General features: G+C 72.9%; 10 protein-coding genes and 1 pseudogene. 10 read left to right on the top strand and 1 reads right to left on the bottom strand.

The window, feature by feature from the left end:
• The first annotated feature begins 52 nt into the window (after positions 1–52).
• From ACH4OA_RS30775 to ACH4OA_RS30765, 3 genes and pseudogenes are all read left to right on the top strand, one after another.
• Entirely contained in the window at positions 53–949 is an 897-nt protein-coding gene (locus ACH4OA_RS30775; RefSeq protein WP_397942790.1) for a glycoside hydrolase family 19 protein, read from the top strand.
• Between the two features lie 295 nt (positions 950–1,244).
• The gene (locus ACH4OA_RS30770; RefSeq protein WP_397942634.1) at positions 1,245–2,132 is read left to right on the top strand and encodes a glycoside hydrolase family 19 protein; all 888 of its coding nucleotides are present in this window, start codon (positions 1,245–1,247) and stop codon (positions 2,130–2,132) included.
• 263 nt (positions 2,133–2,395) lie between these two features.
• Positions 2,396–3,221, top strand: a pseudogene (locus ACH4OA_RS30765) (gamma-glutamyl-gamma-aminobutyrate hydrolase family protein).
• A 225-nt stretch (positions 3,222–3,446) separates the two neighbouring features.
• On the opposite strand, the gene ACH4OA_RS30760 reads toward ACH4OA_RS30765, so the two are convergent.
• Entirely contained in the window at positions 3,447–4,022 is a 576-nt protein-coding gene (locus tag ACH4OA_RS30760) for a TetR/AcrR family transcriptional regulator (protein ID WP_397942638.1), read from the bottom strand.
• Positions 4,023–4,297: 275 nt separating this feature from the next.
• Here ACH4OA_RS30760 and ACH4OA_RS30755 point away from each other — a divergent pair, with 275 nt between their 5' ends.
• The 7 genes from ACH4OA_RS30755 (at position 4,298) to car (ending at position 14,897) form a co-directional block, all read left to right on the top strand.
• Positions 4,298–4,879 carry a (2Fe-2S)-binding protein gene (locus ACH4OA_RS30755; protein ID WP_397972548.1) on the top strand — a complete coding sequence of 194 codons (582 nt, stop codon included), beginning with the start codon at positions 4,298–4,300 and terminating at the stop codon, positions 4,877–4,879.
• Positions 4,876–5,868 (top strand): FAD binding domain-containing protein, encoded by a 993-nt coding sequence (locus ACH4OA_RS30750; protein ID WP_397972545.1) that lies wholly within the window; start codon positions 4,876–4,878, stop codon positions 5,866–5,868. Before ACH4OA_RS30755 ends, ACH4OA_RS30750 begins: the two co-directional genes overlap by 4 nt.
• Positions 5,865–8,003 (top strand): xanthine dehydrogenase family protein molybdopterin-binding subunit, encoded by a 2,139-nt coding sequence (locus tag ACH4OA_RS30745; protein WP_397972543.1) that lies wholly within the window; start codon positions 5,865–5,867, stop codon positions 8,001–8,003. Before ACH4OA_RS30750 ends, ACH4OA_RS30745 begins: the two co-directional genes overlap by 4 nt.
• Positions 7,996–9,177: an XdhC family protein gene (locus tag ACH4OA_RS30740; RefSeq protein WP_397972540.1), complete on the top strand. Its 1,182-nt coding sequence runs from the start codon at positions 7,996–7,998 to the stop codon at positions 9,175–9,177. The genes ACH4OA_RS30745 and ACH4OA_RS30740 overlap by 8 nt, the downstream gene beginning before the upstream one ends.
• A gap of 169 nt (positions 9,178–9,346) precedes the next feature.
• Positions 9,347–10,057: a FadR/GntR family transcriptional regulator gene (locus ACH4OA_RS30735; RefSeq protein ID WP_397942648.1), complete on the top strand. Its 711-nt coding sequence runs from the start codon at positions 9,347–9,349 to the stop codon at positions 10,055–10,057.
• 17 nt (positions 10,058–10,074) lie between these two features.
• Positions 10,075–11,295: a CynX/NimT family MFS transporter gene (locus tag ACH4OA_RS30730; RefSeq protein ID WP_397972538.1), complete on the top strand. Its 1,221-nt coding sequence runs from the start codon at positions 10,075–10,077 to the stop codon at positions 11,293–11,295.
• Positions 11,296–11,366: 71 nt separating this feature from the next.
• Complete coding sequence (gene car, locus ACH4OA_RS30725) at positions 11,367–14,897, top strand: carboxylic acid reductase (RefSeq protein ID WP_397972535.1); 3,531 nt, start codon at positions 11,367–11,369, stop codon at positions 14,895–14,897.
• Positions 14,898–14,914 lie beyond the last annotated feature (17 nt).

The following is a 14,914-nucleotide window of genomic DNA, read 5'->3' as shown; positions in this document are numbered from 1 at the left end:
CACATGGGCCCGCCGAGGTGCTCGGTGCGCCGCGCCGAAGGAGTGAGCAGCGCTGAAACGCATCAAGAGGTTCCTGACCGTACTGGGCGCCGTCGTCGCCACGGCCGCCTTCCTCCCCGCCGCCGTCGGAGTCGCCACCGCCGTGCCTGCCGCGGCGGCCGGGGACACGCCCGCCTGCGCGCCGCCGTGGAGCGCCACCACCGCCTACCCGTCCGGGGGCACCGTCTCCCACCACGGGCGCAACTGGAGCGCCAAGTGGTGGACGCAGAACGAGAATCCGGGCGCCACCGGCGTGTGGGCGGACCGGGGCGCCTGTGCCGGAGGGGTGTCGGACTTCGTCATCAGCGAGGCGCAGTTCGACGCGATCTTCCCGGAGCGCAACCCCTTCTACACGTACCAGGGGCTGATCGACGCGCTCCACGCCTACCCGCGCTTCGCCAACACGGGTACGCCGCAGACCCGGGCGCGGGAGGCCGCCGCCTTCCTGACGCACGCGGACTTCGAGTCGGTCGGGCTGCGGTACGTCAAGGAGATCAACGAGGCCAACTACTGGCGCAAGTGCGACGACAGCCAGCCCTACGGCTGCCCGGCGGGGCGGGAGGCGTACTACGGCCGCGGCCCGATCATGTTCAGCTGGAACTTCAACTACAAGGCCGCCGGTGACGCGCTCGGCCTGGACCTGCTGCACGACCCGTGGATGGTGGAGCGCGACCCGTCGGTGGCCTGGCAGACCGCCCTCTGGTACTGGAACACCCAGAACGGTCCCGGCACGATGACCTCCCACGAGGCGATGGTCGGCGGCGCGGGCTTCGGCCAGACCATCCGCTCCCTCAACGGCGCGCTGGAGTGCGACGGCGGGAACCCGGAGTCGGTGGCGTCGAGGATCGCCCGGTACGAGCGGATCACCGCGATGATCGGTACGGCACCGGGGTCCGGACTCACCTGCTGACGCAGGCCGCTCCCGGGTCCTCCCTGGCCGAAGCCGGTGGGGACGGTGAGCTCGGCGGTGATCTTTTCGGCAAGTTCGAGGCCCGCCTACGCTGAACGGCGGACGGCATCGCCCCAGTTGACAGCGTGGCGGGCACGTGGCCGGCACTCCGGCGGAGCGTCCTCGCACGGCGGCGGGACCTGGACAACCTTTGGTCTAGACCTTGACAGGTTCAGGCCACCTGGCTTTGAGTGTGGTGGCCCCCCCATGGCGGTGTCGCCCGTCGGCTACACCGCGCGCCGAAGGAGCTGATCGCGTGATCAAACGTGTCATGAGCCTGCTCGCCGCCCTCGTGGCGGCCGTCGCGACGTTCGTCTTCCTCCCCGCCGCCACGGCCGCCGCGGCCACCTGCGCGCCTGCCTGGAACGCCTCGTCCGTCTACACAGGCGGCGGATCCGCCTCGTACAACGGGCACAACTGGACCGCGAAGTGGTGGACGCAGAACGAGCGTCCGGGCACCTCGGATGTCTGGGCCGACCAGGGTGTCTGCGGATCGGACGGCGGCGGCAACCAGCCCGACCCCTCGGGTTTCGTCGTCAGCGAGTCACAGTTCAACCAGATGTTCCCGAACCGGAACTCCTTCTACACCTACAGCGGCCTCAAGGCGGCGCTGAGCGCCTACCCGGCCTTCGCCAACACCGGCAGCGACACGGTGAAGAAGCAGGAGGCGGCGGCGTTCCTCGCCAACGTCAGCCACGAGACCGGCGGTCTCGTCTACATCGTGGAGCAGAACACCGCCAACTACCCGCACTACTGCGACACCAGCAAGTCCTACGGCTGCCCGGCCGGCCAGGCCGCCTACTACGGCCGCGGCCCCATCCAGCTCAGCTGGAACTTCAACTACAAGGCCGCCGGTGACGCCCTCGGCATCGACCTGCTGGGCAACCCCTGGCAGGTGGAGCAGAACGCCGCCGTGGCCTGGAAGACCGGCCTGTGGTACTGGAACACGCAGACCGGCCCCGGCACCATGACGGCCCACAACGCCATGGTCAACGGCGCCGGTTTCGGTGAGACCATCCGCTCCATCAACGGCAGCCTGGAGTGCAACGGCGGCAACCCCGCCCAGGTCCAGAGCCGTATCAGCAAGTACCAGGCGTTCGTCCAGATCCTCGGCACCACGCCCGGCTCGAACCTGAGCTGCTGAGCTCGGACCCACCCCGAGGAGGAGGGGGCGTGCCCGGCGGCGGCCGGGTACGCCCCCGATTCGTTCCTCGTGGGCGGCACGCACCCGGCGCCGGGGCGGACGCCGGTGGCCGACGACAGCGACCGACTCCGACTCCGCCGCCCACACCAGCGCGGGACACGAAGTGTCAGTGGATCACTAGGTGAGCAACTGGCCGCCGTCCACCGGCAGGCTGGTTCCGGTGATGTGTGCGGCGGTGACACCATCGCCCTCCACCTGCAACTGTGAGCGGCGCCGACCGGCCCCTCATCGCCGCGCCGGTGCGCTTCTCCGCCAGTGCGTCGGCCCTGCGTCATGAAGCCGAGGTCACCGCACGGGCGCTGGCCGAAGCGGTCTGGCGGGCGGGCGGGGAACCCGTCACCCTCCACCCGTATGCCCCCGTCGGCCTCTGCGACCCGGTACTGACCGCCACCCGCATCGCCCGTTTCGACGGCGTCACGCTCCCTGGCGGCGGGGACCTCTCACCGCACCTCTGCGGGGCCGACGGGACCCACGAGGCGGTCTACGACGTGGACCACGAACAGGACGCCCTCGACCTGGATGGAGGTGGCCCGCCAGGCGTTCACGCTCGGGCTGCCTCCGCTGGCGGTCTGCCGCGGCCTCCAGGCCGTCAACACCGTCCGGGGCGGCACCCTGCACCAGGACATGGGCGGGCCGGGCCGGGAACACCGGCACGTCCGGCACACGGTGTCCCTCACGCCCGACTCCGCCGTCGCGGCCGTCACCGGGGCCGGGCGGATCCGGGCGTCCTGCTACCACCACCAGCACGTCGACCGGCTCGGCGCGGGACTCGTCGTCACCGCCCGCGCCGCCGACGGCACGGTCGAGGCCGTGGAGGCCACCGGAACCGGCGGCTGGTTCCTGGCCGTGCAGTGGCACCCCGAGGACACCGCGGCGACGGACCCGGCCCAACAGCGCCTGTTCGACGCCCTCGTGCTCGCCGCGCGCGCGAGACCCGGCCGGACCGGCGGCGGTTCACCCCGTGCCGGGTCTCCGACTCATCCCACACCCATACCACCCACAGCACGGCGAACGAGTCCGACCCCGTGATACGACGACGGCCGCGCGGCTCGTGAGGCGTACCGATCAAGCGCGCGCGTCCCTGCTGCGGCACGCGCCGGCAGGCGTGCCGCCCGTCGACGGGACGCGAAACGCCACCCCGCCCGGCACAGCCGAACAGGCCGCCCACCAGGAGGGCTGCTCCGCCCCCGCCTGCCACGGGCCGTCGGCGCGGTCATTCCCTTCCGGGGCGTCCCGTCCGGCTCCGGCCGCGCCTCATCCTCCGGGCGCCCCGCTGCGCAAGCCGGACATGACCAGGTCGAGGAGCCTGGCGGCACGGGGGCGCCAGTCCTGGCGGGGATCGAGTTGCCACAGGCCCGCTATGGCGAGCAGGAAGTCGTCGGCGGTGACTCCGGGGCGTATGGTGCCGGCGTCCTCGTTGGCGCGGAGCAGGAGTTCCGCCGCGTGGGCCACCGGTGTGGGGGAGGGCTTGGCGGGGCCGCCGGGCACGCTGGTGACCTGCCTTATCGCGTCGGCCAGTCCGGCCTTGGCCATGGCGAACTCGGCGAGCCGGTCCATCCAGGCGCGCAGGGCCTCCTCGGGTGGCCGGGTGGCGAGCAGGTGTGCGGCGCTGTCGGCGACCTGCCGCATCTCGTGGCGGTAGATCTCCAGGACGAGTGATTCGCGGTTGGGGAAGTTGCGGTAGAAGGTGCCCTGCCCGACACCGGCCTTCTTGGCGATCTGGCTCAGCGGGGTGTCGGCGCAGCGCGACAGTTCGGTGAGTGCCACTTCCAGGATGCGCTCGCGGTTGCGCTGTGCGTCCGAGCGCTGGGGTGGGTCCTGCCGCGGCACGCGTCCTCCTCACGGCGTGGCCGGATGACGTGGCCGAACCTCGCCCTTGCTAAGCGGACAGCTGTCCGTTACGTTTCCCACAACCGGACAGCTGTCCGGTCGCATCCACCATAGCGGCGGGGGCGGCTCCACGGGAGTCGGTCACTTCCCCCGGCTCCTGCACCCTGCACCTGCGTTTCGCGCCGCCCTCGCGGTGCCCACCGTACGGCGTCCCACCCGCGCCGCACCCGGCAGCCGGTCCTCCGTTCGTCCCGAACATGCGAAAGAAGCAGCTCATGGTCCCATCGACGTCCAGTGTCATCACTTTGGACATCAACGGAGAGAAGCACACACTGCCCGTCGACCACCGCACCACCCTGCTCGACGCCCTGCGCGAGCGCCTCGATCTCACCGGTACCAAGAAGGGCTGCGACCAGGGGCAGTGCGGGGCCTGTACGGTCCTGCTGGACGGACGCCGGTCCGTCGCCTGCCTGCAACTGGCCGTGGCGGCCGAGGGCCGGGAGATCACCACCATCGAAGGCGTGGCCGACGGCGAACGGCTGCACCCCGTGCAGCAGGCCTTCCTCGAACTGGACGGTTTCCAGTGCGGCTACTGCACCCCGGGCCAGATCTGCTCGGCGATCGGGATGCTCGGGGAACACGCGGCGGGCTGGCCGAGCGCCGTCACCGAGGACGTCCGCCCCGAAGCGGGGCCCCCGGCCCTGACCGCCGAGGAGATACGCGAGCGGCTGAGCGGGAACCTGTGCCGTTGCGCCGCGTACGTGTCCATCGTCGACGCGGTGGCCCGCGCCGCCGGCGCCCGGCCGGACGGGAAACACGTGCACCCCGCGACGGGTGCCGAGGAGGCCGTGGCATGAGGGAGTTCGCCTACGAGCGCGCGCACGACGTCGCCGGGGCCGTCGCCCTGCTCGGCTCCGACCCGGACACCCGCTACCTCGGTGGCGGCACCAATCTGGTCGATCTGATGAAGACCGGTGTCGAGAGGCCGGCGCGCCTCGTCGACATCCGCGGCCTCCCGCTGGCCGGGATCGCGACCACACCGGACGGCGGTCTGCGCATCGGCGCCACCGTCACCAACGGCGACCTGGCCGCCCACCCCGAGGTCCGGCGCCGCTACCCGGCGCTCGCCCAGGCGGTGCTGGCCGGTGCCTCCGGCCAGCTGCGCAACATGGCGACGGTCGGCGGAAACCTGCTCCAGCGCACCCGCTGCGGCTACTTCACCGACGTCACCCAGCCCTGCAACAAGCGGGTCCCCGGCAGCGGCTGCCCCGCGATCGAGGGGGAGCACCGCAACCACGCGATCCTGGGCGCTTCCGGCCACTGTGCGGCCGTACACCCCTCGGACATGGCCGTGGCCCTGACCGCCTTCGACGCCGTCGTCCGGTACGAGACGGCGAACGGACCGGGGGAGGTGCCGCTCGCCGACTTCTACCTGCCCGTCGGGGACACCCCGCACCGGGAGACCGCCCTGCCGCCGGGCGCGCTGATCACCGGCCTCACGCTGCCGCCCGCCCCGGTCGCCGCCCGCTCCCGCTACCGCAAGGTCCGCGAGCGCGCCTCCTACGCCTTCGCCATCGGCTCCCTCGCCGCCGCGCTCGACGTCCGTGACGGCGTCGTCCACGACGCGCGCCTGGCCCTCGGCGCCGTGGCCTCCCGCCCGTGGCGGGCGTCCGCGGCCGAGCGGGTCCTGACCGGCGCACCGGCCACCGCGGAGACCTACGCCGTTGCGGCGGACGCCGAGCTGGCGGCGGCACGGCCGCTGCCGCACAACGGCTACAAGGTGACCCTCGTCCGCAACCTGGTGGTGGCCGTCCTGACCGAACTCGCCGAGGAGAGCGCACGATGACCGCCGTCACCACCGGAGCACCCGCGCAGGCGCCTTCCCTCGGCACCGGCCACACCCGTGTCGAGGGCAGGGACAAGGTCACCGGAGCGGCCCGCTACGCCGGCGAAGTGCCCTTCGCCGGCCTGGCCCACGGCTGGCTGGTCCTGTCCACGGTCGCCCGCGGCCGCATCCGGACCCTCGACACCGAGGCCGTCCTCGCCATGCCGGGCGTCCTCGCCGTGCTCGACCACACCAACGCCCCGTGCCTGGAGACCGACTACACCGGCCTGCTGGGCATGCGCCCCGACCCGACCTGCACGGTCTTCCAGCACGACCGCGTGCCGCACCGGGGCTGGCCGGTGGCGCTGGTCGTCGCGGAGACCTCCGAGCAGGCCCGGGAGGCCGCCGAAGCGCTCGTCGTGCACTACGAACAGGAGCCGCACGAGGTCGAGTTCACCGGTGAGCGGCCCGACGCGTACCCGCTGGACGGCCACATGCCGGCCGTGACGGAGAAGGGCGACCTCGACGCCGCGCTCGCCTCCTCGCCCGTCGTCGTGGACGCCGAGTACACCACCCCCGAAGAGCACCACAACCCGATGGAACCCCACGCGGCGACCGCCCGCTGGAACGGCGAACAGCTCGAGGTGATCGACTCCAACCAGGGCGTCACCTGGGTCGCCGGTGAACTCGCCAACCTCTTCTCCCTCGACCCGGCCTCCGTGCGCGTGCGCTCCGAACACGTCGGCGGCGGCTTCGGCAGCAAGGGCGTCCGCGCCCACCAGGTCGCGGCCGTGATGGCCGCGACCGTTCTGCGCCGCCCGGTACGCGTCGTCCTGACCCGGCGCCAGATGTTCTCACTGACCGGCTACCGCAGCCCCACCGCCCAGCGCGTCCGGCTCGGCGCCGGCACCGACGGACGCCTGCGCGCCCTGGAGCACCGAGCCGTCAGCGCCACCTCCACGGTGTACGAGTTCGTCGAACCGAGCGCCGGGGTGGCGCGGGTGATGTACGACGCCGACGCCCACCACACCGCCAACCGTCTCGTACGGCTCGACGTGCCGACCCCGACGTTCATGCGCGCCCCGGGCGAGGCACCGGGGTCGTTCGCACTGGAGTCGGCGCTCGACGAACTCGCCGAGAAGTGCGGGCTGGACCCGGTGGAGCTGCGGCTGCGCAACGAACCCGACCGGGGCCCGGTGTCGGGCCTGCCGTTCGCCGGCCGCCATCTCGTCGCCTGCTTCCGGGAGGGCGCGCGCCGGTTCGGCTGGGCGGACCGGGACCCGCGTCCCGGAGTGCGCCGGGACGGCCGCTGGCTGCTCGGCACCGGTACGGCCGCGGCCTTCTTCCCGGCGGGCGCCGCGCCCTCCACCGCCGCCGCGACCGCGCACCCCGACGGCACCTTCACCGTGCGGATCTCCGCGGCCGACATCGGCACCGGCGCCCGTACCGCGCTCACCCTGGTCGCCGCCGACGCCCTCCAGGTGCCGCCGGAACGCGTCCGGGTGCGCATCGGGGACAGCGCCTTCGGCCCCGCGATGGTCGCCGGCGGTTCCATGGGCACCCGCTCGTGGTCCTGGGCCGTTCGTGAGGCGGCCGGTGAGCTGCGCGAACGGCTGGCGTTCGGCACCGGCATCCCGCCGGAGGGCATCACCGTACGCTCCGACACCACCGCGGCCGTCGCGGCGCTGCCGCCCGCCGAACGCCACTCCTTCGGCGCGCAGTTCGCGGAGGTCGCCGTGGACGTCGGCACCGGCGAGGTACGGGTGCGGCGCATGCTCGGCATCTTCTCCGCGGGCCGGATCGTCAACCCGCTCACCGCCCGCAACCAGTTGCTCGGCGGCATGGTGTGGGGCATCTCCATGGCCCTGCACGAGGAGGCCGTACGGGACCGCGCCTCGGGCGGCCACGTCGGCGCCGACCTCGCGGGCTACCACGTGGCCACCCACGCCGACGTGCCCCGGATCGAGGCGGACTGGCTCGATGACACGGACCCCGACGACCCGGTCGGCATCAAGGGCATCGGAGAGGTCGGCGTCGTCGGCGCCGCGGCGGCGATCGCCAACGCGGTCTGGCACGCGACCGGCGTGCGCCACCGCAACCTGCCCATCCGGCCCGACCGGGTCCTGTCGGCCGTCGCGGGAGCACCGGATGCTTGATCTGGCCGGCCCACTGTGCCACTGGATCGAGGAGGGCCGCGACTTCGCCGTCGCCACGGTGGTGGCGGTCGGCGGCAGCGCACCGCGCGGTCCCGGCGCGGCCCTGGCCGTCGACGGCGCGGGCACGGTCATCGGCTCGGTCTCCGGCGGCTGTGTGGAGGGCGCGGTGTACGACCTGTGCCGCGAGGCGCTGCGCACCGGCCAGAGCGTGCTCGAACGGTTCGGCTACAGCGACGAGGACGCCTTCGCCGTGGGCCTGACCTGCGGCGGGACGATCGAGGTGCTGGTCACCCCGGTGGCCGACGGGGCTCCCGCGCGGACCGTCCTCAGCGCGGCGCTGTCGGCCGCCGCGCAGGGCGGACCGGCGGCCCTCGCCCGGGTCGTCCGGGGCCCCGCCGAGCTGCTCGGCCGGGCCTTGCTGGTCCGCCGCGACGGCACCTTCGAGGGCGGTCTGGGCGGCCGTCCGGAGCTGGACCGGGCGGCGGCGGCCGAAGCCCGCACCCTGCTGGAGGCGGGCCGCACCGGCACGGTGGAGCTGTCGGCGAGGGAAGCGGGACGGGAGCCCCTCCGCAGGGAGTCCGAGGAGGGCGCGCACTGTCCCGGTGGCCTCACCCTGCTCGTCGAGTCGAACGTGCCGCCCCCGCGCATGATCGTCTTCGGCGCGGTGGACTTCGCGTCGGCGCTGGCCCGGGCCGGCAAGTTCCTCGGCTACCACGTCACCGTCTGCGACGCCCGGTCCGTCTTCGCCACCCAGGACCGGTTCCCGGACGCCGACGAGGTCGTCGTGGACTGGCCGCACCGCTACCTGCGGCGCACCGCGACCGACGCCCGTACGGTCCTGTGCGTGCTCACCCACGACGCGAAGTTCGACGTACCCCTGCTGAAGGTGGCCCTGCGGTTGCCGGTCGCGTTCGTCGGGGCGATGGGCTCGCGCCGCACCCACGAGGACCGCAACCGGCGTCTGCGGTCGGAAGGCGTCACCGAACGGGAGCTTGCCCGGCTCCGCTCACCGATCGGCCTCGATCTCGGCGCCCGCACACCGGAGGAGACCGCGCTGTCCATCACGGCGGAGATCGTCGCCGCGCGACGGGGCGGGACGGGGGCCCCACTGACCGGGACGAACACACCGATCCACCACGAGGACGGGGAGGACGGACAGCCGGCGGTCGCCTGACGGACGTGGGCCGCCGGGCAGGCGGCGGGGGCCACGGCGCGCCGGCGGTCGCGCGTCAGCGAGGAGCCGTACGGGCCAGGACGAGCACGCATGGTGCCGCCTGAGGGGTCGGAAGCGGTCGGGCAGAACTCCGATGTTCAAACGTCTGATGTTTGTATATGGTGCTCCCATGAAACGCATCAGCGCACCGCGTCGGACAGCCAGCCTCTCCGCACAGATCGTGGACAGTCTCCGCTCGCACATCGAGGCGGGAGGCTGGCCGGTCGGTACGCGGATCCCGCCCGAGCAGGCCCTCATCGAGGAACTGGGGGTCGGGCGCAGCACGCTGCGGGAGGCGATCGGTGCGCTGGTGCACCTCGGCCTGTTGGAGCCCCGGGCCGGCGACGGCACCTATGTCCGCTCCTCCAGCGAGCTCCAGTCGGTCATGGTGCGCCGGGCGAGTTCCGCGCAGCGCGACAACGTGCTGGAGCTGCGGACCGTACTGGAGGAGTACGCCTCCGGAGCCGCGGCCCTGCGCCGCAGCGAGAGTCAGCTGCGGCAGTTGCGGGAGCTGCTGGCCGACGCCGACGCGGCCTGCGCCGGTGAGGACACCTCCGCGGCCACGAACGTCGACGCGCTGTTCCACCGCGCCGTGGTCCGGGCGAGCGGGAACGACCTGCTGATCGAGGTGTACGACCACCTCGGTACGGCCCTCACCTCGTCCCTGGGCGGTCTGCGCTGGGACGCCGTCCACGCCGAGGAGCACGCCCGTCTGCACCGGCGGCTCGTCGACGCGATCGATGCCCGCGACCAGAGCGGCGCCCGCGAAGCGGCGGCCGCGATCGTCCAGCTCACCCGCGACCACGAGACCGGGACGCCACGAGCGGGGGAGGACCGGTGAGTTCGCGGTCGGCTCCGATGTCGCGTCAGCACTCCGCCCTCGTACCCCGGGCCCCCGAACCCGCCCGGCCCGCCGTCTCCGTCGCTCTCCTCATCGCGATCTGCCTCGTCGCGGCGAACCTGCGCACCACCCTCACCGGCGTCGGCGCGCTGCTGCCGGAGATCGAGCAGGGCAGCGGCCTGACAGCGAGCTGGGGCGGACTGCTGAGCACCCTCCCGCTGCTGACGTTCGCCGCCACGTCGCCCCTGGTCGCCCGGGCCTCCCGCCGGTTCGGCAGCGCTCGCCTGCTGGTGGCGGCGCTCGGCGCGCTGGCCGTCGGAACGGTCGTCCGCTCCCTTCCTTCCGTCGTCTGCCTGTTCGCCGGAACGGTGATCCTCTCCGCGGCCATCGCGTTCGGCAACGTGCTGCTGCCCGCCCTGATCAGGCAGAGCGTGCCCGCGCACCGGATCCAGGGCGTCAGCGCTCTCTACGTGACCGTCATGGGTCTCATGGCCGCGGTCTCCTCCGGAGTCTCCGCGCCCCTGGCCCACACCGTGCCGGGTTCCTGGCGCACCGCGCTGGCCTGGGGCGTCGCCTTCACCGTCGCGGCGTTGCTCGCCTGGCTGCCCCGGCTGCGGAGCGACGAGCCACCACCGCCCGCCGGCGCGGCCCACAGCCCGGTGCCCTGGCGGTCGCGGCTCGCCTGGCAGGTGACCTTCTTCATGGGCCTTCAGTCCCTGGCCTTCTACACCGCCGTCGCGTGGCTGCCCAGCATCCTGATCGACCGCGGCACCAGCAGCACCGCGGCCGGATGGACCCTGTTCTCCTACCAGGTGGTGTCCCTGGCGGCCAGCAGCCTCCTGCCGCTGCTCACCCGGGGCCGCCGCGACCAGCGCTGGACCGCGGCCGGGGCCTCGGTCCTCGTGGCGGGCGGCTTCACCGTACTGGTCACCGCCCCCGCGCTGTCCGTCCTGGCGTGCACCCTGCTCGGACTCGGCGGCGGCGCGTGCCTCGTCCTCGCGCTGACCTTCCAGAGCCAGCGCGCCGGCAGCTCCGGCGAAGCCGCCGCGCTGGCGGGAATGGCCCAGTCCATCGGCTACCTCGTGGCGGCGGCCGGCCCCCTCCTCCTCGGCATCCTGCACGACACCACACACAGCTGGACCCTTCCGCTCACCGTCCTGGCCGTCCTCGGCATCGCCACGGCAGTCGCCGGACACGGCGCCGGACAGGACCGCCACATAGCTCAGCCCTCCCGCTGACCCGGTCACCGAGCCCGACCGGCGACCCTTCCCACACGAACCGGCTTCCACGGCCGCGAAGGAGATCACCCATGTCCCGCTCCCGCCCCTTAACCGACGAGCTCGACGCACGTACCCACCGACGCAGCGCCCACCTCCACGCGACCGACGCCCAGTTCCGTGACACCGCACCCCTGGACGCCGTCACCGAGGCGATCCGGCGGCCCGGACTGCCGCTCGCCGCCCTGGTGGCCACGGTGATGGACGGGTACGCGGAGCGCCCCGCCCTGGGCGAGCGTGCCACGGAGCCGGTCACCGACCCGGAGACGGGCCGCACCACACTGCGCCTCCTGGAGCGGTTCGACACGCTCACCTACGGCGAACTGTGGCAGCGGGTCGGCGCGGTGGCCTCCGAGTGGCGGCACCACCCCGAACACGCCCTGGCACCGGGCGACTTCGTCGCCGTCCTCGGACCCACGAGCGCCGAGTACACCGTGGTGGACCTGGCGTGCGTCCGCTCCGGCGCGGTGTCCGTCCCGCTCCAGGCCGGTGCCACGGCGGAACACCTGGCACCCATCGTCCAGCAGAGCGGACCGCGCCTGCTCGCGGTGCACATCGACCACCTGGAGGCCGCGCTCCAGGTGGCGGCCGGCGCCTCCGCACTGCGCAGGATCATCGTCATGGGCCATCATCCCGAGGTCACCGCCCACCGTGAGCAACTGGACTCCGCACGCACCCGGCTCGCGGCCCAGGACCGGGACATGGCCCTGGACACGCTGGCGTCGGTCATCGGCCGGGGGAGTGCGCTGCCGCCGCTCCCGCAGGTCCCCGAGGGTGCGGCGGCCGACACGCTCAGCGCCCTGATCTACACCTCGGGCAGCACCGGCGCCCCCAAAGGCGCCCTGTACCCCGAGCGTCTGGTCAGGCAGTTCTGGATCGACTTCGTACCCGGCCAGGGAGACCGGCCCTCCATCGCCCTGAACTACCTGCCGCTGAGCCACATGATGGGCAGGGGCGTGCTGTTCGGCACGCTGGCCAAGGGGGGCCTCGCCTGCTTCGCGGCGTCCAGCGACCTGTCGACCCTCTTCGAAGACCTCTCCCTGGTCCGTCCCACCGAGTTGCTCATGGTTCCCCGCATCTCCGACATGCTCTTCCAGCACTACCGGGCCGAGGTGCGCCGCCGGGCCGGGACGGGCGGCGGTGCGGCCGGACCGGCGGAACAGGTCATGGAGGAACTGCGGGAGGAGGTCATGGGCGGCCGCCTCCTGTGGGCCGCCAGCGCCTCGGCCCCGCCGAGCGCCGAGACGACGGCGTTCGTCGAGGACTGCCTCCAGGTCCGGCTGCTCGACGCCTACGGATCGACGGAAGGCGGTATCGTCTCCCTCGACGGCCGGGTGCTGCGCCCGCCGGTGACCGACCACAGGCTGGCCGACGTACCCGAACTGGGATACTTCGCAACCGACTCGCCGTACCCGAGGGGCGAACTGCTCGTCAAGTCCGAGCGACTCGTGCCCGGTTACTTCCGGCGCCCCGATGCCACCGCCGAGGTCTTCGACGAGGACGGCTTCTACCGTACGGGCGACATCATGGCCCGCGTCGGCCCCGACGAACTCAGGTACGTCGACCGCCGCTCCAACGTCCTCAAGCTGTCCCAGGGCGAATTCGTCACCGTCTCCCGTCTGGAGGCCCTGTTCCACGGCAGCCCGGCCGTCCGGCAGATCTTCCTGTACGGCAACAGCACCCGCGCCCACCTGCTCGCGGTCGTCGTACCGACGCAGGACGCCCTCGACCGCGCCGCCGGGGACGCCGGGCGTCTCAGGACGATCCTGCGGCAGTCCGTGCGGGAACGCGCCGTCGAGGCGGGACTGAACTCCTACGAGGTCCCCCGGGCCCTCCTCGTCGAAACCGAGCCGTTCACACAGGAGAACGGGTTGCTCTCCGCAGTGCGCAAGCCGCTGCGTCCCGCCCTGACGAAGCGCTACGGCGCGCGTCTCGAAGCCCTGTACGCCGAGCTGGCCGACCGCGAGGCCGACGAACTGCGGGCACTGCGTGAGGCCGGCGCCGATCAGCCGGCGGCGACGACCGTACTGCGGGCCGCGCAAGCGCTTCTCGGACAGGAGGAAGGCGAGGTGGAGGCCGGCACACGCTTCGCCGAACTCGGCGGTGACAGCCTCACAGCGCTGTCGTTCTCCCAGGCGCTGAAGGAGATCTTCCACGTCGACGTCCCTGTCGACGTGATCATCAACCCGGTCAACTCGCTGCGCCAGGTGGCCGATCACATCGAGCGGACGCTCGCGTCGGAACACCGCCGGCCCACCGCGGCCAGTGTCCACGGCCCTGCCGCGACACGGCTGGACGCCGCCGACCTACGGCTGGAGGCGTTCCTCGACGCCCCCACCCTCGCTCGGGCGCAACGGGCGCCCGGCCCACTGCCCCAGGCCCGGACCGTCCTGCTGACCGGCGCCAACGGCTACCTGGGCCGCTTCCTGTGCCTGGAGTGGCTGGAACGCATGGCGGAGCGCGACGGCACGCTGGTGTGCGTGGTCCGCGGCTCCTCCGCGCAGACGGCCCGCGCACGGCTCGACGCGGCCTTCGACAGCGGCGACCAGGAACTCGTGGAACGGTACCGCGAGGTCGCCGCCCGGCACCTCGAAGTGATCCCCGGCGACATCGGGGAACCGAGCCTCGGGCTCGACGAGGAGACCTGGCGGCGACTTGCCGGCACCGTGGACCTGATCGTCCACCCGGCGGCACTGGTCAACCACGTCCTGCCCTACGACCAGCTGTTCGGACCCAACGTACGGGGAACGGCCGAACTGATCAGGCTCGCCGTCACCTCCCGGATCAAGCAGTTCACCTACCTGTCGACGGTCGCCGTCGCCTTCGGGAACGAGGCGGCGGCCGACGAATCGGCGGACATACGCACCGCCTGCGGGACACGCGACCTCGAAGGCGACTACGCCGACGGTTACGCCGCCAGCAAATGGGCCGGCGAGGTGCTGCTGCGCGAGGCGCACGAACGGCTCGGTCTGCCGGTCGCCGTATTCCGCTCGAACCTGATCCTCGCCCACCCGCGCTACCGCGGCCAGCTCAACATCCCGGACGTCTTCACCCGCCTCCTGCTGAGCCTGCTGGCCACAGGCATCACACCCGGCAGCTTCTACGCCCGGGGCGCCGGCGACGGCAGCGCGCACTACGACGCGCTTCCCGTGGACTTCACCGCACGGGCCGTCACCGCGCTGGGCGACGACGCACGGGAAGGCCACCGGACCTACCACGTGGTCAACCCGCACGAGGACGGCATCTCCCTCGACACGTGCGTCGACTGGCTGACGGCAGCCGGACACCCCCTCACCCGGGTTCAGGACCACGCCGAGTGGCTCGACCGCTTCGAGACCGCCCTGCGGGCCCTGCCCGACCGCCGGAAGCGGCACTCGCTGCTCCCTCTGCTGCACGCCTTCGCCAAGCCGGAGAAACCTGTGGCCGGCTCCGCCCTGTCGGGGGAGCGGTTCCGCGCGGCGGTACGGGCCGCGGCCCTCGGCGAGGACGACGACATCCCTCGTCTGTCACCCGCCCTGATCACCAAGTACGTGACGGACCTTCGGGCGCACCGCCTCCTGTGACGTCACCCCGCCGGCCG

This window comes from Streptomyces sp. NPDC017095 (assembly GCF_044332325.1).
Taxonomy (GTDB): domain Bacteria; phylum Actinomycetota; class Actinomycetes; order Streptomycetales; family Streptomycetaceae; genus Streptomyces.
Note: the sequence above shows the minus strand (reverse complement) of the source record. Positions and strands in the feature narration are given on the sequence as shown.